Source organism: Sulfolobus sp. A20 (assembly GCF_001719125.1).
In the GTDB taxonomy this organism is placed as follows: Archaea; Thermoproteota; Thermoprotei_A; order Sulfolobales; family Sulfolobaceae; genus Saccharolobus.
On the sequence record NZ_CP017006.1, the window covers coordinates 565,281 to 587,242 of the forward strand.

At 36.0% G+C, this 21,962-nt stretch carries 27 protein-coding genes; 11 read left to right on the plus strand and 16 right to left on the minus strand.

Features of this window, described 5'->3' with window-relative positions:
- Nucleotides 1-67 precede the first annotated feature (67 nt).
- A complete protein-coding gene (locus BFU36_RS03075; protein WP_069282209.1) occupies nt 68-592 on the plus strand; it encodes a cob(I)yrinic acid a,c-diamide adenosyltransferase in 525 nt (174 codons plus the stop codon).
- Here the strand turns inward: BFU36_RS03075 and BFU36_RS03080 are convergent.
- Nucleotides 568-1,545, minus strand: a complete 978-nt coding sequence (locus tag BFU36_RS03080; protein ID WP_069282211.1) for a TIGR00269 family protein — start codon at nt 1,543-1,545, stop codon at nt 568-570. The two genes, BFU36_RS03075 and BFU36_RS03080, sit on opposite strands and share 25 nt — an antisense overlap.
- A complete protein-coding gene (locus BFU36_RS03085; RefSeq protein WP_069282213.1) occupies nt 1,542-1,817 on the minus strand; it encodes a DUF211 domain-containing protein in 276 nt (91 codons plus the stop codon). Before BFU36_RS03085 ends, BFU36_RS03080 begins: the two co-directional genes overlap by 4 nt.
- Nucleotides 1,818-1,932: 115 nt before the next feature.
- Here BFU36_RS03085 and speD point away from each other — a divergent pair, with 115 nt between their 5' ends.
- On the plus strand, nt 1,933-2,304 hold the full coding sequence (gene speD, locus BFU36_RS03090; protein ID WP_069284564.1) for an adenosylmethionine decarboxylase: 372 nt from the start codon (nt 1,933-1,935) through the stop codon (nt 2,302-2,304).
- Between the two features lie 41 nt (nt 2,305-2,345).
- Nucleotides 2,346-3,221 (plus strand): NAD(P)/FAD-dependent oxidoreductase, encoded by an 876-nt coding sequence (locus tag BFU36_RS03095; RefSeq protein WP_231961223.1) that lies wholly within the window; start codon nt 2,346-2,348, stop codon nt 3,219-3,221.
- Here the strand turns inward: BFU36_RS03095 and BFU36_RS03100 are convergent.
- Complete coding sequence (locus BFU36_RS03100) at nt 3,192-3,422, minus strand: DUF6995 domain-containing protein (RefSeq protein WP_069282217.1); 231 nt, start codon at nt 3,420-3,422, stop codon at nt 3,192-3,194. The two genes, BFU36_RS03095 and BFU36_RS03100, sit on opposite strands and share 30 nt — an antisense overlap.
- A gap of 11 nt (nt 3,423-3,433) precedes the next feature.
- Between BFU36_RS03100 and BFU36_RS03105 the strand changes: the two genes are divergently transcribed.
- Nucleotides 3,434-4,276: a UbiA family prenyltransferase gene (locus BFU36_RS03105; RefSeq protein ID WP_185957847.1), complete on the plus strand. Its 843-nt coding sequence runs from the start codon at nt 3,434-3,436 to the stop codon at nt 4,274-4,276.
- On the opposite strand, the gene BFU36_RS03110 is transcribed toward BFU36_RS03105, so the two are convergent.
- The gene (locus BFU36_RS03110) at nt 4,273-5,250 is read right to left on the minus strand and encodes a hypothetical protein (RefSeq protein WP_069282219.1); all 978 of its coding nucleotides are present in this window, start codon (nt 5,248-5,250) and stop codon (nt 4,273-4,275) included. The two genes, BFU36_RS03105 and BFU36_RS03110, sit on opposite strands and share 4 nt — an antisense overlap.
- 34 nt (nt 5,251-5,284) lie before the next feature.
- On the opposite strand from BFU36_RS03110, the gene BFU36_RS03115 reads away from it, so the two are divergent.
- The 6 genes from BFU36_RS03115 (at nt 5,285) to hjc (ending at nt 10,278) form a co-directional block, all read left to right on the plus strand.
- Nucleotides 5,285-6,070, plus strand: a complete 786-nt coding sequence (locus BFU36_RS03115) for a GTPase (RefSeq protein ID WP_069282221.1) — start codon at nt 5,285-5,287, stop codon at nt 6,068-6,070.
- Nucleotides 6,063-6,560 (plus strand): magnesium-dependent phosphatase-1, encoded by a 498-nt coding sequence (locus tag BFU36_RS03120; RefSeq protein ID WP_069282224.1) that lies wholly within the window; start codon nt 6,063-6,065, stop codon nt 6,558-6,560. Before BFU36_RS03115 ends, BFU36_RS03120 begins: the two co-directional genes overlap by 8 nt.
- 207 nt (nt 6,561-6,767) lie before the next feature.
- The gene (locus tag BFU36_RS03125) at nt 6,768-8,486 is read left to right on the plus strand and encodes an acetolactate synthase large subunit (RefSeq protein WP_069282225.1); all 1,719 of its coding nucleotides are present in this window, start codon (nt 6,768-6,770) and stop codon (nt 8,484-8,486) included.
- A complete protein-coding gene (locus BFU36_RS03130; RefSeq protein WP_069282226.1) occupies nt 8,464-8,835 on the plus strand; it encodes a hypothetical protein in 372 nt (123 codons plus the stop codon). Before BFU36_RS03125 ends, BFU36_RS03130 begins: the two co-directional genes overlap by 23 nt.
- Nucleotides 8,819-9,826, plus strand: a complete 1,008-nt coding sequence (ilvC, locus tag BFU36_RS03135) for a ketol-acid reductoisomerase (protein ID WP_069284566.1) — start codon at nt 8,819-8,821, stop codon at nt 9,824-9,826. Before BFU36_RS03130 ends, ilvC begins: the two co-directional genes overlap by 17 nt.
- 17 nt (nt 9,827-9,843) lie before the next feature.
- Complete coding sequence (gene hjc, locus BFU36_RS03140) at nt 9,844-10,278, plus strand: Holliday junction resolvase Hjc (RefSeq protein WP_069282227.1); 435 nt, start codon at nt 9,844-9,846, stop codon at nt 10,276-10,278.
- On the opposite strand, the gene BFU36_RS03145 is transcribed toward hjc, so the two are convergent.
- The 3 genes from BFU36_RS03145 to pdxS are packed head-to-tail and all read right to left on the minus strand — an operon-like array spanning nt 10,275 to nt 13,461.
- Nucleotides 10,275-11,798: a PINc/VapC family ATPase gene (locus BFU36_RS03145; protein WP_069282228.1), complete on the minus strand. Its 1,524-nt coding sequence runs from the start codon at nt 11,796-11,798 to the stop codon at nt 10,275-10,277. The genes hjc and BFU36_RS03145 overlap by 4 nt on opposite strands.
- 47 nt (nt 11,799-11,845) lie before the next feature.
- On the minus strand, nt 11,846-12,448 hold the full coding sequence (gene pdxT, locus BFU36_RS03150; protein WP_069282229.1) for a pyridoxal 5'-phosphate synthase glutaminase subunit PdxT: 603 nt from the start codon (nt 12,446-12,448) through the stop codon (nt 11,846-11,848).
- Nucleotides 12,445-13,461: a pyridoxal 5'-phosphate synthase lyase subunit PdxS gene (gene pdxS, locus BFU36_RS03155; protein ID WP_069282230.1), complete on the minus strand. Its 1,017-nt coding sequence runs from the start codon at nt 13,459-13,461 to the stop codon at nt 12,445-12,447. Before pdxS ends, pdxT begins: the two co-directional genes overlap by 4 nt.
- Before the next feature lie 156 nt (nt 13,462-13,617).
- Here pdxS and BFU36_RS03160 point away from each other — a divergent pair, with 156 nt between their 5' ends.
- Entirely contained in the window at nt 13,618-14,247 is a 630-nt protein-coding gene (locus tag BFU36_RS03160) for a DUF973 family protein (RefSeq protein WP_069282231.1), read from the plus strand.
- Nucleotides 14,248-14,910: 663 nt separating this feature from the next.
- Here the strand turns inward: BFU36_RS03160 and BFU36_RS03165 are convergent.
- Genes BFU36_RS03165 through BFU36_RS03205 form a run of 9 tightly spaced genes read right to left on the minus strand, consistent with a single transcriptional unit; the run spans nt 14,911 to nt 21,891 of the window.
- Nucleotides 14,911-15,198, minus strand: coding sequence for a 30S ribosomal protein S26e (locus BFU36_RS03165; RefSeq protein WP_069282232.1), 288 nt, complete (start codon nt 15,196-15,198; stop codon nt 14,911-14,913).
- Between the two features lie 33 nt (nt 15,199-15,231).
- Nucleotides 15,232-16,677, minus strand: a complete 1,446-nt coding sequence (proS, locus tag BFU36_RS03170) for a proline--tRNA ligase (RefSeq protein WP_069282233.1) — start codon at nt 16,675-16,677, stop codon at nt 15,232-15,234.
- A gap of 38 nt (nt 16,678-16,715) precedes the next feature.
- Complete coding sequence (locus tag BFU36_RS03175; protein ID WP_069282234.1) at nt 16,716-17,027, minus strand: V-type ATP synthase subunit K; 312 nt, start codon at nt 17,025-17,027, stop codon at nt 16,716-16,718.
- Between the two features lie 22 nt (nt 17,028-17,049).
- Complete coding sequence (locus BFU36_RS03180; protein ID WP_069282235.1) at nt 17,050-17,208, minus strand: ATPase; 159 nt, start codon at nt 17,206-17,208, stop codon at nt 17,050-17,052.
- Nucleotides 17,195-17,836: a V-type ATP synthase subunit D gene (locus tag BFU36_RS03185; RefSeq protein ID WP_069282236.1), complete on the minus strand. Its 642-nt coding sequence runs from the start codon at nt 17,834-17,836 to the stop codon at nt 17,195-17,197. The genes BFU36_RS03180 and BFU36_RS03185 overlap by 14 nt, the downstream gene beginning before the upstream one ends.
- A complete protein-coding gene (locus tag BFU36_RS03190; RefSeq protein WP_069282237.1) occupies nt 17,833-19,224 on the minus strand; it encodes a V-type ATP synthase subunit B in 1,392 nt (463 codons plus the stop codon). The genes BFU36_RS03185 and BFU36_RS03190 overlap by 4 nt, the downstream gene beginning before the upstream one ends.
- The gene (locus BFU36_RS03195; RefSeq protein ID WP_069282238.1) at nt 19,224-21,005 is read right to left on the minus strand and encodes an ATP synthase subunit A; all 1,782 of its coding nucleotides are present in this window, start codon (nt 21,003-21,005) and stop codon (nt 19,224-19,226) included. Before BFU36_RS03195 ends, BFU36_RS03190 begins: the two co-directional genes overlap by 1 nt.
- A gap of 1 nt (nt 21,006) precedes the next feature.
- Nucleotides 21,007-21,582, minus strand: a complete 576-nt coding sequence (locus BFU36_RS03200) for a V-type ATP synthase subunit E (RefSeq protein ID WP_069282239.1) — start codon at nt 21,580-21,582, stop codon at nt 21,007-21,009.
- A 6-nt stretch (nt 21,583-21,588) separates the two neighbouring features.
- Nucleotides 21,589-21,891: a V-type ATP synthase subunit F gene (locus BFU36_RS03205; RefSeq protein ID WP_069282240.1), complete on the minus strand. Its 303-nt coding sequence runs from the start codon at nt 21,889-21,891 to the stop codon at nt 21,589-21,591.
- Between the last annotated feature and the right edge of the window lie 71 nt (nt 21,892-21,962).

Sequence of the window (21,962 nt, forward strand, 5' to 3'; positions counted from 1 at the left end):
CTTATAACGTGAGCTTATCTCACTTCACCAAAAATGATATAACTAGGACTTTTTTAAATATTATTCAATGTTTACTAGAACCGGAGATGATGGTAATACCAACGTGATAAATAAGCGTATAGGGAAAGATTCTCCATTGGTAAACTTTCTTGGCGATATTGACGAATTGAATTCATTCATAGGGTTTGCCCTAAGTGTAATAAAATGGGAAGATATTAGACAAGATTTGATGAGAGTTCAGCAAGAGCTATTTATAGTAGGTGAAGAGGCAGTAAAAAATGAGGGGAAGATTACAGAAGAGAGCGTTAAATGGATAGAGAAAAGGACTGTGGAGTACAGAAAGGAAAGTGGTCCAGTAAAATTATTCGTAATACCCGGTGGGTCGGAAGAAGCATCTAGGTTACACGTAGTTAGAAGTGTAGCAAGGAGAATAGAAAGAAATGCTGTAAAGTATTCTAAGGAAGTCCAGTTCAACAAGTGGATAATAGTTTATCTTAATAGATTATCATCCCTTTTGTTTGCCATGGCAATTGTTGCAAATAAGAGAAATGGTGTTGAGGAAAGAATTTATGATATAGGTAAGTACTTCTGATATCCCTCTGAATGAGGTAATAGACTGGCTCTTATTAAGAGTTCACAATTCTTACAAATTTTTCTCCCTGGAGTTGTAGGTTCTCCACATATTATGCAATTCGGCAACTCACCAATTGTAGTATAATTCTTCTTAATTCTAGCTGAGATTTCATCAAATTCCTCAAGAATCTTGAGCAAACTGCCTGGTAACTTTTCCTCTAGCAGATATAATAGCTCTCTCACTTTAGCCCTTAAAGTTGGTCTTTCTGAAATGTGAGGGCATTCCACTTCTTGAAATTCAAAGCCCCTAGAATAAGCATACATGGTAGTTTCCCATTCATATATCTTCCTTAACGGCTTTACTCTGGTTACAAATTTGTTACTAACCTTTAGTGGTTTATCCCCAAGTCTCACTAGTCTGAGTAAATCCCCTCTAATTAAGTTAATAATTATAGTTTGTACTTCATCATCCAAGTTATGCCCTGTAGCGACATAATCTGCATTAACATTTAAACCAGCTTCATTTATCAGCTTCCTTCTAAAACCTCCACAAAAAGTACATGCTGAAACCTTTAACCCTTTATTCTTTGACGCAATTACCATCTCATCAAGCGTAAAACCTACTTCTTTCTTAAAGCTCGTAGTAATTAATTCAATTCCTAAATCTGTAAGATATTTCTCTAATTTTTTTGTCTGATCTTCCCTATTGTAATTATGAATCCCTTCATTAATATTAAAGGCTATCAAGTTAGATGGGTTGATAAAGGAAGATAACGCATCAGCTAAGACTAAACTATCCTTTCCCCCAGAGACAGCTAAGAGAACCTTGCCAGCTTTCAACAAGCCTTGTTTCTCAGCTTCAATCTTTATCCTATTTTTAACATCATCTATAAAACATTGTTTGCAAAGTTTTCTTCCAGTATGTGGTTGATATATTTCAGCTTCCCTTAACTTACATACTTGGCAAATCATTTCTTTCCCTCAACTATCTTATTTCCACTTATTACTTCATCTATACTATGGATTGCACAACCCTCTTCCTCTAACGTTTTCTTAATCTCATCGAAATTTATGTCAGTTCCTTCAATTATGATTAACAACCCCATCGTCTCTACATCCATATCAGTAACACTAATATTGACACCGTCTATCCCTTTCAAGAGGGATATTTTTTCCGCTAAATCAACTATTGACGTTCCCCTTATAGGTTTTAAAACATCTAAGACTAGTCGTCTAATAGCCACTCCTCATCAGATAAGATAGTATTTATCCATTAGCATTAAAAACTTGCTTTTAGCCCCACTCATGGGGAAATAAATTTATATATGATTAGATAGAGGGGTTTAAGTGGGGGGTTTGATGAGAGGGGTAAGTATATCTTTTCCGAAGGTAGTGGGAAAACAAGTTTATGGCAGTTTGTACGAGTGCGATGAGGATATCCTCAAGGATAATAAGAAAATAGAGGAAATAATAAAGGGGGCAGCAAGAGAGGGTAACATGAATGTTCTTGATATAAAATCTTGGAAAATTGGGGAGGGCGCGAGTATAGTAGCAATTATATTGGAAAGCCACATAACGGTCCATACGTGGCCAGAATATAAATTCGCCACTGTTGACGTATATTCGTGTGGAGCTCATACCGATCCATATAGAGCATTTATGTATATTGTAGAAAAATTAGGGGCTAAGAGATATACAATCAACGAGGCTGATAGATCATCAGAGTTTTAATAATAGGTGGAGGTCTAGCTGGATTAATTTTAGCGTATAACTTGAGAGAATTTGATCCTATAGTTTTTGATAGAAGGAGGAAAGCTGGAAAGAAATGTACTGGAATAATAAGTTACGATACTTTTTATTCTCTTAATATTAGTAGAGAATTCTTAGATAGAGAATTTAAAAATATTGAGATCCTTTACGATAATAAATATTCAGTTCATGTAAATACTAATGTAACCAGACTCAATAGGGAAAAATTAGAAATTTGGCTTGATGAGGAAGTGAAAACTAAAAGGCCTAGGGATGCTGTTATCAAAGGGAATATTGTAATTTCAGAAAATGAAAAATATGAGGGAGTGATAATAGATTGTTCGGGTTGGAAAGGTAAAGCTAAGTGGTTAAAAGCAATAGAATATCTTACGGAACCTATCAATGAGGATAAGATAATAGTCTATTTTGATAGTAGAAATAAGGGTGGGTTCAGTTGGATTGTTCCATTACCTTATGGCACGTTAATAGGTTCTATTTCTTATATTAATCCAGAGTTTTTTTTACCTAAGATCGAAAAGAGAGTCTTAGATAAACACGGAGGAGCAATTCCAAGAGTTTATCCTGAAAAGAAGATTTACGATCTAAGATTAGGTGACTCTACGGGATTAATAAAGACTTTTACAGGGGGAGGTATATTTAGTATAGCTAAACTTCTATCCCCTCTTGTAGCTGGAATAACTAATAATAATTTTGAGAAATATTTTTTTACGTACTCAAATATCGCTAGAGAAATAAGAAAGCAGTATCGAATAACAAATGTTTTGGAAGTGTTATGGAAATTTCTTCCTATATTATTTAGGATGTACAATGATAAGACAATTAATGTCTCAGAGGAATTCGATCTTCATTCACTTCTTTTCCGAAGGCTTCCTCACTAGGTTATAACAGCCTTCTCCTCTCTCGATTATTCCCATTTCCAGTAATTTCGATATTGTGGATTCCGGATTGGATACTCCCCTAGCTTTCAACTCTATTGAAGCTATTATCTCCCCTACAGATAGATTTGCCTTGAAGTACTCTATTGCTATCTTAATGTCCTTCTCACTGACTGACATAAGATATTTTAATCTTAGATTCATTTAACGTTATCGTGAGTTTAAAATCTTACATAGAACTAGTGAGAATACATAACGTTATAGGAGCATCGATAGGCGCGATCATGGGATTCTTAGTATCATCGGGATGGCACATTGAACTCAAACAGTTAATTATTTCGGCAATAGTAGTAGGTTTAATTGCAGCAGGTGGTTATGTAATAAACGATATTTACGACATTGAGATAGATAAGATAAATAAGCCTTATAGGCCTTTACCATCTGGTAGAGTATCACTAAAAATGGCTAAAGTAGTTACAATTTTGACTTTCTTGACAGGTATTTTTCTATCTATTTCCTTAGGGATATATAATTTCATTCTAGCCATATTGGTTTCAATAAGTCTTATATATTACGCGAAGAGCCTAAAGAAAACCGGAATATATGGAAATATTCTAGTTGCAACTAATACTGCTCTCTCAATATTTTATGGCGGTTTAGCATATTTTTCTGGAGAATGGCTAATTAGAATAACTGTCCCTACTTTTTACTCATTTTTTCTCACTTTATCGAGAGAAATAGTTAAGGGAATAGAGGATTATAATGGTGATTTAGCCTATAACGTTAAAACGTTAGCCACTACATTAGGGATTAGTAAAGCCTGGAAAATAGCCAAGGCGCTTCTAATAGTATTAATATTAATATCGCCAATACCTTATTTCTTGGGCTTTAATTTTCTTTACCCTATATTGTTAGCAATAACCTTCTTACCTTTCGTTATACTCTCAATTACCCAGAAGGAGTCTATCGACGGTGCTTCTAGGGCGAGAACATATTTAAAAATTTCCGCTATAAGTGGAATAATTGCCTTTTTAATTGGAAGTATTCCTTTCATTTAAAGGGTTATTTGTCTATCAAACACTCGTCTATAACTACCTTTTATCCCTACGACTCTCATGTTTATTAATAATTTCTTGTTCTGTTGAGACTGTTGAAGAGGCAATTTTATAGTTAAATTGGAATCCTTTTCCATATTGTTGACAATTCTAAAGTGCACTTGTGCTCCATTCACAAAAACATTTATGATGACCTTATCTAACTTGATCTCGCTAACGTTCTTTATGTCGAAGATTATAGAATTACTATCTAACCTACTGTTTATATTCAAATCTATCCTTGGGGTTACCTCAACGAAACTGTATGAGGCTAAGATAACACCGTAATCTTTCTCGTTCTTTGAATCCAATGTAACAATCACTTTACGTTTCCCTTGAATCTCTAATTCTTCACTATCTGATGAAAGGTTGAAAACGTAAATCAAGTCACCTTTATCATCGATAAATTTCAGATTGCCGAATTTGCTTTCATTTCTTGCAACTAAGAATGCCTTATTTAAGAGCTCTAATTCCACTCTCTCATTACAACTTAAAACAAGAGGGCCACTACTTAACCTATATGTTGTGCTAAATCCATGTTGTCTATAGAACGATATTGTAGATACGTTAAGTAATTCAAGTGAATTTACTGATGAGTGAGAGATGATTAATTCATGTTTCCCTTCCTTAATTATGGGAGTTAAATCATAAATTATAGTAGATATGACGTATTTATCATCAAGGTCCAACTCAACGTTTGGCTTAAACTCCTTAGTCAAAGAGAAACTATCTAACCAAATTCTCCATCTTGGTTTGTATGATTTATTATACTTGGTTTGAATCATTACATAGAGTTTTTCCGGATTTGAGGACAACGTTATTGGAAAGCTAATTTCTCTATTATTTAAATCCAATCTTGATGTTTTTGTAAACATTTGATAATCTATAGTTCCTTCGAATGTGCCCTCATCAAATATCGCTAGTTCTCCTTTAGGCATATATAAAAAGAGTAAACTCAAGAAAATAAAATGAATGCTAGGAAAGATCATTCAGTTAGTCAAGAGATCAGATATAGTAGCTGAGGTATTAGATTCGAGAGAGCCAAGCTTAACAAGATCTAAGAAGATTGAAGAAATTGTGTTAAAAAATAATAAAAAGTTACTATTAATATTAAATAAAGGAGACTTAGTACCAGTAAGTGTTCTTCAAGAATGGAAAAAATACTTTGAAAGTGAAGGATTTAAAGCAGTATACATTTCATCCACTATTCATCTAGGAACTAAAGTACTGCGAGACACTATGAAATCATTACTTAAGGGTAAAAAAGGTATCGTATTATTCGTAGGGTATCCTAAAACGGGAAAATCTTCAATAATAAATGCACTTAAAGGTAAACACTCAGCGTCAACTTCAGCGCATCCCTTGGAACACGGCTATACTAGGTCTATTCAATTATTCAAAATTGATAATAAGTTATATGCTTGGGATACGCCCGGGATTATACCACCAGATGGTGAAGTGCTGGAAAGAATAATTAGGGGATATAATGTCGACAAGTTAGATGATCCAGTAAAGCCTGCAATACTCCTAATTCAAAGGATACTTGATTATTCTCCACAGTCTCTTAAAGATGTTTATAAGGTAGATTTTTCAGATCCTTACGACTTATTAGTTAAGATAGCTGAGAGGAGGGGATGGTATTATAAGAGTGATAAAGAACCTAATATAGAGATGTCAGCAAAGACGATAATTAGGGATTATCATGAGGGCAAAATTGCTTATTATACCTTACCTCCTAGTCTTAATAAGAATGATTAAAGTAGTAGTATTTGATGCTGATAAAACTCTTTGGGATCATCACAATATTTCCGAGTTCGAAGAGCCGTTAAAATTACTTGACGAGAATACGTTGGAAGACGCTAGGGGTAGAAGGCTTAATCTTTTTCCACATGTTAGAGAGACTTTGAGGGAACTGAAAGAACGAGGACTAATTTTAGCGGTTGCCACGTGGAATGTAGAAGAAATAGCTAAAAAAGTTTTTAATGTGCTAGACCTTTCGAAGTATTTCGATGTAATTGTAGCCAGGCCATATCCATACAAGTTCTTGATGATTAGCCAAATAATCGTAGAATTAGATAAGGTTGGGCTTAAAGTGAAACCAAATGAGATACTTTTTGTGGACGATAGAAGAGGTCATTTTGGAAATGTGTGGCTATATTTAGGTGATGTAAAATGTTTAGAAATGTGGAAAGACATTATGGGTTATAAAGATATACTTAATATGATCACATACGTGAATGATAAATAATTTTTAATCTAATCTTCATGTAATCTAAACGATCCTATAAAAAAGTTTAAAAACACTTAAACTGAAATAAGTAGTCGTGAAAAAGATGATAGGTGATTTCTCCCTCCAAGTCGACTAATTCTTCTAAAGGATTTTTCGTTCAAGGTAAAAAAATTGTATATTATGTTAGTCTTCCGTCTAGTAGTTGTGTTGAAAAGGTGATTATAAATGCCAACAGGAGCTAGAATTTTGGTAGATGCGTTAAAAAGAGAAGGAGTGAAGGTAATATTCGGAATTCCAGGATTATCTAACATGCAAATTTATGATGCTTTCGTAGAGGATCTACAGAATGGAGAACTAAGGCACGTATTAATGAGGCATGAACAAGCTGCTGCACACGCTGCTGATGGATATGCTAGAGCTTCAGGCTTCCCTGGCGTCTGTACAGCTACGTCAGGTCCAGGGGCAACTAACTTGACTACTGGATTAATAACTGCATATTGGGACAGCTCTCCAGTGATTGCTATAACTGGCAATGTACCTAGAGCTGTAATGGGTAAAATGGCGTTCCAAGAAGCGGATGCTATGGGAATTTTTGAGAATGCTACTAAATATGTTATAGGTATCAAAAAGATAGATGAAATACCATTATGGGTGAAAAATGCCTTCTACATAGCCACTACTGGTAGACCCGGTCCAGTGGTAGTAGATATTCCGAGAGACATCTTCTATGAAAAAATGGAAAACATAAAGTGGCCTGAGAGACCTATAGTTAAAGGGTATAGAGAGTTTCCTACTAAGATAGATCCGTTAAGCATTAAGAAAGCCGCTGAAATACTTATTGAGGCTGAAAGACCAATAATTCTGGTAGGAACTGGAGTAGTTTGGGCAAACGCTACTCCGGAAGTTCTGGAGTTAGCAGAATTATTACATGTCCCTATAGTGTCTACTTTTCCGGGTAAGACTGCAATACCTCATGATCATCCGTTATATCTAGGGCCAATGGGGTACTATGGCAGGGCAGAGGCATCTATGGCTGCTCTAGAATCTGATGCTATGCTAGCAGTGGGGGCTAGATTCAGTGATAGAACATTTACTTCATATGATGAAATGGTAGAAACGAGGAAGAAATTTATAATGATAAATATAGATCCAACCGATGGAGAGAAAGCAATAAGAGTTGATGTAGGCCTTTACGGAAATGCCAAAATGATATTAAGAGAACTCATAAAAGCAATTACTTATTTAGGGACTAAAAGAGATAGGTCAGCTTGGATAAAGCGAGTAAAGGAATACAAAGAGTATTATTCTCAGTTCTATTATAATGACGAAAACGGAAAACTTAAACCATGGAAGATACTAAAGACTATCAGGCAAACTATACCAAGGGATGCTATAGTCACAACTGGTGTGGGTCAGCATCAGATGTGGGCTGAAGTTTTTTGGGAGGTATTAGAGCCTAGAACTTTCTTAACGTCTTCTGGTATGGGAACAATGGGTTTCGGATTTCCAGCAGCTATGGGGGCTAAATTGGCTAGACCGGATAAGGTGGTGGTTGATCTAGATGGTGATGGCTCATTTCTAATGACCGGGACTAATCTGGCTACTGCTGTAGATGAAAACATACCAGTAATAGCAGTAATATTTGATAACAGAACCTTGGGATTAGTAAGGCAAGTACAAGATTTATTCTTCGGCAGAAGAATAGTTGGAGTTGACTATGGTCCCTCACCCGACTTTGTAAAGTTCGCTGAAGCTTTTGGAGCCTTAGGTTTTAATGCTACAAGCTATGAGGAGATTGAAAAATCTTTAAAGACTGCTATGAGAGAGAACATTCCTGCAATAATAAGAGTGCCAGTTGATAAGGAGGAATTAGCATTGCCAACTCTACCTCCTGGAGGGAGATTAAAACAGGTGATATTGCGTGACCCAAGAAAGAGTAGTTAGGTTATTCGCATATTATAGAGACCCAGGGCTAATAGAGAGGATAGCGTCTAATTTCAGAAAGCTTTTCATGGATATTAATTGGATTTATGGATGGAAAGTTAATGATGATAACTTGTTCGAATTTTATTTAGGTATTAAAGATCACAACAATTTCACTACAGCCGTTCTATTATTAAGTAAGACGGTAGATGTAGAAAAGGTAGAAGTGTTGGATATCAAGGAGCTTAGAAAAATTGTCATAAAGAATGGTGAAGTGATAAGTGATGATAAGATAGAAGGTGACATGATAATTTATGTACCCGTTTTTGATAGAGTTAAAGGATATAGTTGGGGTGAAACATATGGCTAAAATTTACGTAGATAAAGATGCCAGTTTAGATTATATAAAAGATAAAAAGATAGCCGTATTAGGATATGGAAGTCAAGGCAGAGCATGGGCACAAAATTTAAGAGATTCTGGTTTGAATGTGGTAGTTGGTTTAGAAAGGGAAGGTAAATCATGGGAACTCGCCAAAAGCGAGGGATTCACGCCACTCTATACTAAAGATGCTGTGAAAGATGCTGATATTATAATATTCTTAGTCCCTGATATGGTTCAAAGGACATTATGGTTAGAGAACGTTAAACCAAATATGAAGAAAGGAGCTGACCTAGTATTTGCACATGGTTTTAATATTCATTATAGACTCATTGAACCACCTAAAGATTCTGATGTGTATATGATTGCCCCTAAAGGACCTGGTCCAACAGTTAGAGAATACTATAAAGCTGGTGGAGGAGTTCCCTCGCTAGTTGCTATCTATCAGAACGTAAGCGGGATGGCATTACAGAAAGCTTTAGCTATAGCAAAGGGTATAGGCGCCACTAGGGCAGGAGTTATAGAGACTACGTTTAAAGAAGAGACTGAAACTGACTTATTTGGTGAACAAACAATACTTGTTGGAGGTATAATGGAATTGATGAAGGCAGCTTTCGAAACTCTAGTTGAAGAAGGTTATCAGCCAGAAATAGCGTATTTCGAAACTATTAATGAATTAAAGATGCTAGTAGATTTGGTCTATGAAAAAGGAATTACTGGAATGTTAAAAGCAGTTTCTGATACTGCAAAATATGGTGGAATAACTGTCGGAAAGTATGTAATTAATCAAGATGTAAGAAAGAGAATGAAGGAAGCTCTAGAGAGAATAAAGAGTGGTAAGTTTGCAGAGGAGTGGATAGAGGAATACGGAAGAGGAATGCCAACGGTAACCAATACTATGAATAATATACAGAATACGTTAGAGGAAAAGATTGGTAATCAGTTAAGGGAAATAATCCAAAAAGGAAAACCTAAAAGCTAATTTTCTTTATAATTCTTGTGAACATTAGAAAGAGTAAAGGCTCTTCTATAGAGCGAGAGGTAGTAAGTAAATTAAGAGATAAAGGTTTTGCTGTGATAAGGGCTCCTGCTAGTGGTAGTAAAAGAAAAGATCCCGTTCCAGATATAATTGCACTAAAGTCAGGTGTTATAATCCTCATAGAGATGAAAAGTAGAAAGGAAGGAGATAGAGTATATGTAAAAAGAGAACAGGCAGAGGGATTACTCGAATTTAAGGAAAAGAGTGGAGGGCTTTTATTTTTAGGAGTCAAGAAACCTAAAATATTAAAGTTTATTCCATTTGATAAGTTAAGAAAAACTGAAGCAGGTAACTATGTGGCAGACCCGGAAGTGATCACTGAAGGTATAGATATAGATGGGCTAGTTAGAATTGTAGAATCAAAGCTTAGTAAAACACTGGATAACTTCTTCTAATCAGTTAACTTGATCTTTATCTTAATATTGTTCTTTCTTTCTAGTTTCTTTAACCTTTGTACTAGCTTCCTATTGTACTTTCCAATCTCCTCTTTAGGTATTATTATAACATACTCTCCATCTTCATATTTAACTGAGGCATTAGGTATCACGTTATTTACTATCTTTGATATTCTAATCTCCATGTTAGAGGATGTTATTCCCCTATTAACTGGCACTATCATAGTTTGTTCTCCAAACACATAGATCTCGTACTCTGTATTACCAGAGATTAAATCTTTAATTTCTACAACTGGTCTGGCTAAATCAGCTTCCTTCAATCCCGCAGGAACTTTAACCGTCATTTCTAGAGTGTAAACTTTTGCTACATTACCTGAATGTATGTAAATGACTGTGTCTAAGATGTTAGGTATAGTACCTATATCAACTCTATTAACAAACCTATGGATGGCATCTATTGGTGAAGTAGCATGAACCACACCTATCATTCCAACTCCGGCTAGTCTTAAGTCAACATAAAGTTTGAAGTCTTCATCATTTCTCATCTCGTCATAGACTGTATAATCTGGCCTACTTAATAATAAAATATCATGTAGTTCTCCTATCTCGGCATAATTCTTAGAATATTGTGTTATGTCTGGAGGTAAATGCATATCTCTCGGCGATTCTACAGTTTTAACTACTTTTCCTAGCTTCATATAATACTCAGCTAGGGCTTGAGCAAATGTAGTTTTGCCCATTCCCGGTGCCCCAGCTATAATTATGCCTTCAGCTCTTTCCTCTAGCCTTCTTAATAATTTATCGTCAAGATTATACTCCTCTAACTTCTTTCTTACGACTGGTCTGGTTATCGTAATTTCCCATCCATCACTTAATGGCGGTCTGGTTATTATCACCCTGTAATTGCCTAGCTGAATTATGAGTGAGCCTTTTCTCTCAATTTCTATAAAAGAACCCTTTACGAACCTAACTGCATTAATTATCTCATTCGCTATCTTCTTAACCTCGCTTGAGATGATAGGTCTGTCAGATAAATTAACGAACATCCAATTACCGGGTTTACCCCTCTTCGCCTTCACTACGGTATCTTCCTTAATGTGAACACTCATGGTTTCGTTATCGAAGAAACTCTCAAAGCTGAGTTGTTGCTCTATTGGTTGGAGAAAATAGTGTTGCAATCCGGTTATCTCACATATCTTCTTCTGGACTTCATCAGCGGTTACGATAATACATCCCCTATCTAGACAATATTCCCTTATTACGTCATTCACCTCTTTTCCCCTAGAGTCATCATTTATTATTTCGAATCCAACCAAAATTCTCTCCGTAACTTCTTTTATCTTCTTTACTTCATCTAAAGCTATCTCTGAACTCACTAGTCCTTGATTACTCTCATCTTCTAACTGTTTTATTAAGGACTTGTGAATTAAGACATTACCATTTACTAATCCTCTTTCCAGATACCTTGAAAAACCATATAATAAGGCACTCTTATCAATCATTAAGTCATTCAAATCCATAATCCCCGTTGATACTGAAAATAAGAATCAAGAGTACAAATAAAAAATTACCCTTTAATAAAACTTATAAAATATTCATGGATAGCTGTACTGTTGGATAGTTCTGGATGGAAAGTAGTAGCTAAAATATTGTTTTGTTCTGCTAGAACTGTTATACCATTAAGTTTAGCTAGACTTTTAGCATTATCCCAAGTTTTCACAATTGCAGGAGCTCTTATGAACACAAACTTAGCCTTCTCCTTCCCAATCCCTGATAAATCTATAATAGTCTCAAAACTCTCCCTCTGCCTACCATAGTAGTTTCTTATAACTGATACGCTCATTATGCCTATCAAAGGTTGTGAAGTTTTACCAACTTTAGCATCCACAACTTCTTTTGCTAACATTATAGCTCCCGCACAAGTTCCTAGAGTGGGCAATCCAGACTTGATCTTATCTTTAAGCTCATCCAATAAACCTAATCTTTTGGCAACCAAACCTATCGTGGTACTCTCTCCACCCGGTATAATAATACCATCCACTTTCTCCAAGTCCTTTTGTAGCTTTATCTCTACTATTTCACCATCTAATGATAGCTTATATAAAGCTCTCTTTAACTGAAGGGAGTGCTCTTCAAAACTACCTTGATATGCTACTACTCCTACCTTCATATTCCCCTCACCTGAAGGAGCTCCTCTGGTTTTAATGACTTTATATCAATGCCCATCATACTCTTCTGTTCTGATATCATCTTTTGAGCCTCCAATACTATTTCCGGATACTCCCAACACGAAGTAGCTAACACTACTGCTTTAGCCCTCTCTTGCGGGTCTTGGCTCTTAAAGATCCCAGATCCTACGAAAATACCATCTGCACCTAGCCACATCATTAAAGCAGCGTCAGCTGGAGTTGCTATTCCTCCAGCTGCGAAGTTGACTATTGGTAATCTCTTAAGCTTAGCAGTAAGTTCAACTATTTGATATGGAACTTGATACTCCCTAGCTTTCTTCATCCTATCCTCCTCAGCCATGTAAACTAAGTTCCTTATTTCGCTGTTTATTATCTTTATATGCTTAACAGCTTCACTCACATTACCTGTACCAGCCTCACCCTTAGTCCTTATCATAGAAGCGCCTTCTGATATCCTTCTTAGGGCTTCAGCTAAATTCCTGGCTCCATTTACAAATGGAACTTTGAACTCCCACTTGTTTATGTGATGCTCTTCATCAGCTGGTGTTAACACCTCACTTTCATCTATCATATCAACCCCTAAAGCTTCTAGCACCTTAGCCTCATAATAGTGTCCTATTCTAACTTTTGCCATAACTGGAATAGTTATTGAGTTCATAACTTCCTCAATTACTTTAGGGTCAGCCATCCTTGCAACTCCACCAGATTTCCTAACGTCATAAGGAAGCTTATCTAACACCATTACAGCTACAGCTCCAGCTTCCTCAGCTATTTGTGCTTGTTGTACGTTAGTCACATCCATTACTACGCCTCCTTTTTGGAATATCGGGAAAGCATGCTTAACTCTAGCAGTCCCTACTGCGATTTCTGGTAACTCCTTTTCTAATTCTGGAAGGAATTCCAATAATCCATCTCCTTTTAATGTGTCTTTGACTTCAGCTAATTTATAGAAAAATTCCTCTATTTCAGCAAAAGATAATTCGTACAGCCTCATTTCACGTATGATTATGTAATGTAAATTAAAAACTTATATTCTAACACTTTACGCCATCATGATAAATAAAAAGCCGGGAGTAGTAGAATTTTAATCTGATATTAGTCGAATTAATAAGAGAAATAAATAAATATTCACACACAAATTTTAGTAATAATGGATAGCCCCGAAATAAAAGGGTTAAGAGAAATTAGGAGAAGTTCTGCCTATTATATAATCTACGTAATACTAATGATGGCTATAGGGAAGTTATTATCTGATGGAACCTATGGTCTTCTGAGAAGTCTCTTCGCCTCCTACTTAATCGCAATAGAAATAATATTAGCTGGACTTTTCGGCTTGAGCTTTAGGTCTTCAATGCAATCGTTTGAAAAGAGATCAGTAAGGGAGTCTCTATTTCAGCTAATAATCCTGCTGGCTGGTAATTTAGCATACTTTTCAGTCATAGGGTTAGGTATTTCATCCTTTCCCAATTATTTTAATAACTTCGTTTTGACTAACACCACCTTTACATTCATTTTTATCATAGGAGGTCTTCTTCTGTTTGTAAGCCTTTTACTGATTGGGATAGAGATTTCCAGAGTAGGTAGTGAATATAGTAATCTGCTGATTGAAATTGGCGCACCACTTATATTAGCCGCAGTAATACCTGCTGTTAGTTTTCTGTTTGGATTTAGTGAACTAACCATTGCATTAACTGCTGTTGGTATAGCTGGTAGTGTATTGATCAGCGTTGGTGCTTATCAAGTACAGAAAGTATTAGAGAGAAAGCAAACAGGGGAATAGCACATTGGGAAGAATCAAGTCCAATCTAACTCTCAATTAAAAATGCTAATTTCTATTTTCAATTTTCTCTATTCTTCCCGCTCTCAAATACAATATTCTATCGCTTGTTTCTCTTAGTAAAAGGTCGTGGGAAGCAAAAATAACTGTTCCAGAATATTTTTTATTAAATTTTTAACTATTACAGAGTTTTCTATGTCTAAGTTCGACGTTGGTTCATCAAGTAAAAGTAACTTTGCTTCTGAATAGAAAGCTAATGCTCGCTTAAATATTCTCCTCTAACCTGAGCTAAGTTGGTAGGGCTTTTTACCCATTGGAAGGTTAAAATTTTTGAGTTACTCCAGTAAAGTATCATTATTAAAGTTTCTTAGGGATCTGATAAAGTTCAAGTTTTCTTCTAATGTGATGTTTTCTAGAAATATAAGGTTCTCTTCCAGCATATAGATATTATTTCTCCTTTTACTCGAAATCTATTGGCATAAGTTGGAATAAAGTTTTGTGGTGATGGATGAAATTGTTGTCCACACACTTCAACTATGTCGTTTCTTAACTTAATTTGCTATTAATCTAATAAATAGAATTGGATAAAGTTTTAATTAACATTAAAATGTATTTGTTAGTGTATGGATAAATTTTTATCTACAAAAAATTGCCAATCATGATGCATTAGAATAGTTTAGCTCTTTGCTTTCTTTCATCTTCGGCTCTAATTCTAACTATTCCTAAGAACACTGCACAGTTAATACAATAACACTTAGTCACCGGATACCTAGCTATTATAGCTCCTTTCTTTTCTAACTCTGAAGCTAAACTTGGGTCTACTGGACTATACATTTTGGTTACACATACAGCCTTATCTTCAGGTACTCTTGCACCACATTGGTCACAAGATACGTAGCCTACGTGTCCTTTATCTCCTTTTCTTCTTCCCCTATTCTCTCTTTTTTTAGGCAAATTAGCACCCTATTTACTCTAAGCAAGTTATCTCTAATAAGTTTTTGCAACCCTCAGAACAGTTTTTGAGTTCATTTTACATATCACGCACTTATCATTAATCTTTTTATCCTCTATTGGATAGCCTAAGACTCTAGCATTGGTTAGTTCCTCTATCTTTAGCCCGCATTCAGATTTACCGCACCAAGGTACTTCCACAACACCTAATTCGTTCTCGAGAATCTTTCTAGCAGTATCTATATCATTACTATATTTTATTCGTGAATTTAAGAGATCCCATGCCTTCTGCTTTATACTTTGTTGAAGTATAATTAAAAGCTCATTGACTTTTGCGCTTATCTCCTCTCTCTTAACCTTATAGAGCTCTAAAGTGTCTCTTCTCTTGATCGATACGGTTTTAGAGTCTAATTCTCTCGGTCCTATCTCAATTCTCAAAGGAACTCCTTTAAGTTCCCAAATGTAGAACTTTTCCCCGGGTGTTTTCTCCATATCTTCGTCTACAACGCACGTTATGTTGTTCTGATTTAAAACATTACAAATTTCACTAGAATAGTCTAATATACGCTTAGTATCTTCGTCGGTTTTACCTGGGATAGGAATTACAACAACTTTTATCGGCGCAATTGTCGGAGGCAATATGGGTCCATGGTCATCTCCGTGTATCGAAATTACGCTAGCTATAGCCCTATCTGATATACCATAGCTAGTTTGGTGTGGATAGTCAAGACTTCCGTCTCTTTTCTGAATCTTAAAGTCCAATGCTTTACTGAAATTTTGACCTAGGTGATGGACAGTACCTATTTGCATTACTCTCCCGTCTGGCATTATAGTATCAAACGCGTAAGTATGTAGGGCACCAGCAAATCTATCCCATTCCGGTCTTTCAGATATCAAATAAGGTATTCCAAGTTCGTCAAAGAATTGTTTATAAATACTAATCGCTTCTTCAACTTGTCTTTGAGCGTCCTCGTACGTCTCGTGAACAGTATGGGCTTCCTTAAAGGTCGAAATTTCTCTTAACCTTATTAGGGGTCTAGTCGCCTTAGTTTCATATCTGAATACACTAACTATCTGATAGTATTTTTTAGGTAATTGCTTGTAACTTTTAATCCATAAGTTTTCCATTAAAGTGATTGCAACTTCACTGGTAGGTCTTAGGGCTAATTTAACGTCTAAATCCTCAGAACCACCTTTAGTTACCCATAATACCTCGTTTTCAAATCCTCTTATGTGAGTACTTTCTCTTCTCAGTAGGTCTTCAGGAATTAATAGTGGAAATAAAACTTCCTCATGACCGGTCGAGTCAAGTAGTCTTCTGATTAAGGTTACAGCATTTTGTCTTACTCTGAATCCATAAGGCATCCATACTCCCATACCTTTAACTGGATATCTTCCGTAATCATAAAATTCTCCTTCTCTTAAAACCCAGTCAAACCATTCACTGAAGTTTTTTGACCATTTTTCTCTGGGTAGTTGCACAAGAAGGGAAAAACAGACCAAGTAAAAAACTTTAACTTTTAGAATTTACCGAATAACATTAGTACTGCGAACAGAATTCCATATACCGCTATTCCTTCTCCTATAGCTACGAATATTAGTACTGTACCGAACATCTCTCTTCTTTCAGTTAACACACCAACTCCAGCAGCTGCAGCCATACCTACTGCTACACCAGCACCTATTGCCGCTAAACCTACTGCTAAACCAGCACCTATGTTTATACCTTCAAAACCTTGAGCTGTGTCTGATGGAGCTTGTGCAGCAGCTAATATACCACTTACTAATATTGGTAAAAGAAGACTTAGGGCGAGTATTGACTTCCTAACCATCTTTTAATTCCCCCCTCTTCTATTATGACAGTTCCTTTAAAACCTTTCTTTTGATTTCCTCTAACTCATTAAGCCTATTCTTTAACAACTTTTCATATTCAGAGTTCAAACTCTTCAAAAGTTCACTTCTCTTCTCTTCTAGTGAGCTCTTTAAGTTATTTAAATATCTATCCAGCTCCACTTTCCCTCCTCCTCTGTAGAACTTTCCTTATTGCCTTAAGTCTTGAAACTTCTTCTCTTTGTCTATCTTCTAAAATTTGTTTAATGAATTTTACTGACCTAGTATAGAATGGTAAAATATAGTTATCAATAGAGTTTATTAGCCTTTGAGTTTTCCTTAATTCAAGAACTAAAGATCTTATAGTTGACTCTAACTCAACCAGCTCTATTATTTTATTCATTGCTTCAGTCATTTGTTCATACGATTTAGATAAGTATGGGGAAGTCTCAACATCACTAAAGGGTTTTGGTGGAATACTATCCTTATTTAACCTAATTATTGGTATTCTGACACCGAAGATCACTCTTGTTGAACCTATAACCTCTAAACTAGGTTTTTGTGACAATGCTATCTCCTCAACGTTGGATATACCCTCAGCAGTAACTGCTCTAAGATAACTATCATAAACCTCTGCCATAACTTGATTTACTTCGTTATAAATCTTCTCGTATTGAGAAGCATAAGTTCTTAAATATAATAAAAGAACTTCTCTTTTATTTTCCAGTAGCCTCTTTATAACCTTAATTAATGACAACTGTCTCCTAAACTGGATTAGGTTAATTTTAGTTGGCAATACTTTTTGACTCATTTCTTACCCCTATAGTTAGGATGATACTTCTGTATATACTGAGTCTTTATATTCGTTAACTCACTTTCCGGCAGTACTGATAGAATCTCCCAACCAATATCTAATGTCGTCTCAATCGATCTATTCTCATTAAATCCTTGATTTACGAACTTCCTCTCAAAGAGCTCTCCAAATAAGAGATACTTTTTATCCACTTCTGAAAGAGAGTCCTCTCCTATTATGGCAGCCAATCCTCTCACATCGACAGCTCTAGCATAAGATGCAAATAATTGATTTGACACATCTTTATGGTCATCCCTAGTTTTTCCCTCACCTATACCGTCCTTTGCTAATCTGGATAAACTCATTAAAACGTTAATTGGCGGATATATGCCTTTATTATATAATGATCTATCAAGTACTATCTGTCCCTCAGTTATATAACCAGTTAAGTCAGGTATAGGGTGAGTCATATCGTCGTTGGGCATAGTTAAAATTGGCATTTGTGTTATAGATCCTTTTTTGCCAATCACCTTTCCAGCTCTCTCATAGATGGTAGCAAGGTCAGTATACATATATCCCGGGTAACCACCTCTCCCCGGTACCTCTTCCTTTGAAGCACTTATTTCTCTTAGTGCTTCACAATAGTTAGTCATGTCAATAAGTATTGCTAATACGTGAAGGTCTTGTTCAAATGCCAGATACTCAGCTAGAGTTAAAGCAGTCTTTGGTGTTAGTGTCTTCATCACTGGTGGCTCATTGGCTAAACTAACTACCATTCCAACTCTATTGATAGCTCCAGTTTCTTCAAAGAACTTACGGAAGAATAAAGCGTCATCATATCTAGCTCCTATAGCAGCAAAAACTACTGCGAAATTACTCTCTTCTCCTCTCACTGTAGCTTGCTTCGCTATTTGAGCAGCTAGTAAGTTTGCTGGCAGACCGCTTCCGCTGAATATTGGTAATTTTTGTCCTCTCAATAAAGCGTTTAATCCATCTATTGCTGATATACCGGTTTGTATAAATTCCTCTGGATATTCTCTAGCTGAGGGGTTTAAAGGTGATCCGTTTATATCCCTTTTTTCGCCCTTAATTATAGGTGGACCATTGTCTAAAGGTTCTCCTAGTGGGTTAAATATACGGCCTAGCATTTCCTCTGAGATCTTTACTTCTAAACCTCTACCTAGCATTCTTACTGTGGTTCCAGTTGGAGAAATACTAGTAGTTCCCTCAAAGACTTGGACAACTGCTATTCCCATCTGAGAGTCTACTACTAAGCCTCTTCTCCTCTCCCCATTTGGCATCTCGATCTCAACTAGCTCGTTATAGGCAGCGTCTGTTACTCCTTGGACATACATCAATGGCCCTTTAATCATAGAAATGTTTGAGAATTCTCTTACACTCATCATTACGAACTTACCTCCTTCTCTAAACTATCAAATGCTGATATTAACTTTTTCTCTAGCTCGTCATATTTGTTTAATTCGTCGTTTCTTATTGATGCCTTTGACCTAATTATTTCTGGTAATAAATTGCCTAAATTGTCCATGATTTTCTTTACGGGTGTGCCTTTTTCTACTAACTTAGACGCTCTACTATTGAATAAATCAATTAACCTCATGATTCTAGCTTGCTTTTGAGGAGACGAGAAAGCATCAATATCATCGTATGCATTTTGCTTTAAGAATGCCTCCTTTATCAACCTCGCAGTCTCTAAAACCAATTTATCTTTCTCAGCTAAAGATTCTGGTCCCACTAGCCTAACTATTTGTCTTAACTCATCTTCTCTGATAAGTGTTCTAACCATCATACTTCTGATATCCTTCCATCTAGGATCAATGTTGTTATTCCACCAATTAGCTACTAAATCAACATAAGCAGAGAATCCTAATAGCCAGTTAATTGCCGGATAATGTCTTGCTTGAGCTAGAGAGACATCTAATGGCCAGAATACTTTCACAAATCTGAGTGTATGGCTAGTCACTGGCTCTGTAAAGTCTCCTCCAGGCGGGGAGACAGCTGAAGCAATAGTAACTGAACCATATCTTTCTGGTCTTCCAATAGTCTTAACCCTACCAGCTCTCTCGTAATACTCTGCTAATCTAGATGGTAAATAGCTGGGATAACCTTCCTCTGCAGGCATTTCTTCCATTCTTCCTCCTAAGTCCCTTAATGCCTCAGCCCATCTTGACGTCGAGTCAGCTACTAATAGTGTATCATAACCTTGATCTCTGAAGTATTCAGCCATTGTGACTCCTACATAAATGCTGGCTTCCCTAGCCGCGACTGGCATGTTACTTGTATTAGCAACTAGTATTGTCCTTTCTAGTAATGGTCTTCCAGTCCATGGATCCTTTAATTTAGGGAATTGCCTTAGCTCATCAGTCATCTCATTCCCTCTCTCGCCACATCCAACGTATATGACAATTTTTGCGGCGCTCCACTTAGCTAAACTCTGCAGAGTTACAGTCTTTCCACTTCCGAATGGTCCCGGTATCGCAGCTGTGCCTCCTTTAGCAATAGGAAATATAGTGTCTAATACTCTAGTTCCAGTTAATAATGGCTCAGTTGGTTCCAATTTCTCCTTGAATGGCCTAGGAATTCTAACTGGCCACTTTTGCATTAACTTAATTGGAATTTCATCTCCATTCATATCAACTACTCCTATATTGTCTTCAACTGTATAGTCTCCCTCTGGTACTATCTCCTTTAATGTTCCATGAACGTTAGGAGGTATGAGTATTCTGTGTTCTACTAAAGGAGTCTCATTTACGATGCCAATGATATCTCCGCTTTCTACCTTATCTCCTTTCTTCAATTTAGGTATGAAATGCCATTTATTACTTCTATTTAGAGATGGTACCTTTATACCTCTAGCCACGAACGGAGAATTAGCTACATCCTTTATCTGATCCAATGGTCTTTGTATACCGTCGAATATTCTACCTATTAAACCGGGACCTAACTCTACTGAAAGAGGAGCTCCAGTTCTGTAAACTGGTTCATTTGGCTTAATACCGCTTGTATCCTCGTAAACTTGAATATAAGCTCTGTCACCTTCTATTCTCGTTATTTCTCCCACTAGTCTTAATTCGCCAACTTCAACTACTTCGTACATTTGAGAGTTTCTCATATTGTCTGCTACTACTAATGGTCCATTTACTCTAATTATTCTACCAGTTTTTTCCATTTTATGCACCTCCAAACAATATGTCTGCTATTTTTCCTCTCATACTATCAAAAACTTGATCTAAGATAAGCTTTAATGAGAAATCTTTACTTAATCCGCTTTTCTCGTAATATATCTTTATACCTCCTAGCATTTTATTATCAGTCTTTATGGTCACGTTCTTATTTTTAACTAGAGACCTAATCAACTTTTCATCAGATGATGAACAATATATGACTATGGGCTCTCCTTCCTTTAGTTCCCTACTCAATATACTTTTAATGGAATCACTATATTCCTTTGATTTTGTAATATCAGATATTTTATCTAAAATTCTCTCATATACTTTGTTTATCCAATACTCCTTCTCTGCCAATATTGCTCTCTTATTCTCAACTTCTAATCTAGCCTTTTCTCCCTCGATTTCTTCCTTAGTTTTACTAACGTAATCTTGAAGCCTTTGAGAGAACTCTCTTATTGTATTCTGATAACCGTCTTCCAATAATTTTATAGACTCTTCTAAGCTCTTTTTCAATTCGTTATCTATCTCTTCTTTAATCTTATTTATTGAAAGATTTAACAGATCCTCAAATTCCATTTCATTTCACCCGAAACCTAGTGCCCTCATGATCATCTTTCTTACGTCTATAGGTTTAGACTCGCTAAATGGTGATGGTATTATTGTTATTAAAGGTTTCCTTTGCTCACTAATTAAGGGATCTATCTTTTCCTTAATTGGTTCATAAATGTCCTTTGTTATTAACATAAGTTCTAAGTCTTCCCTTTTCCTTAATTTCGAAATAATTTCTGGTAACTTGTAGGGGTCTTCAACTAGCTCTCCTTCAGCCCCTAACATTCTAAAAAGAGAAACAGTGTACTTATCCCCGACTACTACCATCTTACCCATTGCATGTTATTTCTAAACGACAAAGATTAAATACTTATAAGAGATTTCGCTATTTTACTTATTGCGAGGGA

Excerpts from the sequence above, each read along its gene's own strand:
- BFU36_RS03200 (WP_069282239.1), bottom strand. The coding sequence starts at position 21,582 with ATGGAATTTGAGGATCTGTTAAATCTTTCAATAAATAAGATTAAAGAA.
- BFU36_RS03190 (WP_069282237.1), bottom strand. The coding sequence starts at position 19,224 with ATGATGAGTGTAAGAGAATTCTCAAACATTTCTATGATTAAAGGGCCA.
- BFU36_RS03075 (WP_069282209.1), top strand. The coding sequence starts at position 68 with ATGTTTACTAGAACCGGAGATGATGGTAATACCAACGTGATAAATAAG.
- speD (WP_069284564.1), top strand. The coding sequence starts at position 1,933 with ATGAGAGGGGTAAGTATATCTTTTCCGAAGGTAGTGGGAAAACAAGTT.
- BFU36_RS03110 (WP_069282219.1), bottom strand. The coding sequence starts at position 5,250 with ATGCCTAAAGGAGAACTAGCGATATTTGATGAGGGCACATTCGAAGGA.
- BFU36_RS03125 (WP_069282225.1), top strand. The coding sequence starts at position 6,768 with ATGCCAACAGGAGCTAGAATTTTGGTAGATGCGTTAAAAAGAGAAGGA.
- BFU36_RS03120 (WP_069282224.1), top strand. The coding sequence starts at position 6,063 with ATGATTAAAGTAGTAGTATTTGATGCTGATAAAACTCTTTGGGATCAT.
- BFU36_RS03185 (WP_069282236.1), bottom strand. The coding sequence starts at position 17,836 with ATGAGTCAAAAAGTATTGCCAACTAAAATTAACCTAATCCAGTTTAGG.
- BFU36_RS03100 (WP_069282217.1), bottom strand. The coding sequence starts at position 3,422 with ATGAATCTAAGATTAAAATATCTTATGTCAGTCAGTGAGAAGGACATT.
- pdxT (WP_069282229.1), bottom strand. The coding sequence starts at position 12,448 with ATGAAGGTAGGAGTAGTAGCATATCAAGGTAGTTTTGAAGAGCACTCC.
- pdxS (WP_069282230.1), bottom strand. The coding sequence starts at position 13,461 with ATGAGGCTGTACGAATTATCTTTTGCTGAAATAGAGGAATTTTTCTAT.
- BFU36_RS03145 (WP_069282228.1), bottom strand. The coding sequence starts at position 11,798 with ATGGATTTGAATGACTTAATGATTGATAAGAGTGCCTTATTATATGGT.
- BFU36_RS03205 (WP_069282240.1), bottom strand. The coding sequence starts at position 21,891 with ATGGGTAAGATGGTAGTAGTCGGGGATAAGTACACTGTTTCTCTTTTT.
- BFU36_RS03160 (WP_069282231.1), top strand. The coding sequence starts at position 13,618 with ATGGATAGCCCCGAAATAAAAGGGTTAAGAGAAATTAGGAGAAGTTCT.
- BFU36_RS03080 (WP_069282211.1), bottom strand. The coding sequence starts at position 1,545 with ATGATTTGCCAAGTATGTAAGTTAAGGGAAGCTGAAATATATCAACCA.
- BFU36_RS03115 (WP_069282221.1), top strand. The coding sequence starts at position 5,285 with ATGCTAGGAAAGATCATTCAGTTAGTCAAGAGATCAGATATAGTAGCT.
- BFU36_RS03195 (WP_069282238.1), bottom strand. The coding sequence starts at position 21,005 with ATGGAAAAAACTGGTAGAATAATTAGAGTAAATGGACCATTAGTAGTA.
- BFU36_RS03175 (WP_069282234.1), bottom strand. The coding sequence starts at position 17,027 with ATGGTTAGGAAGTCAATACTCGCCCTAAGTCTTCTTTTACCAATATTA.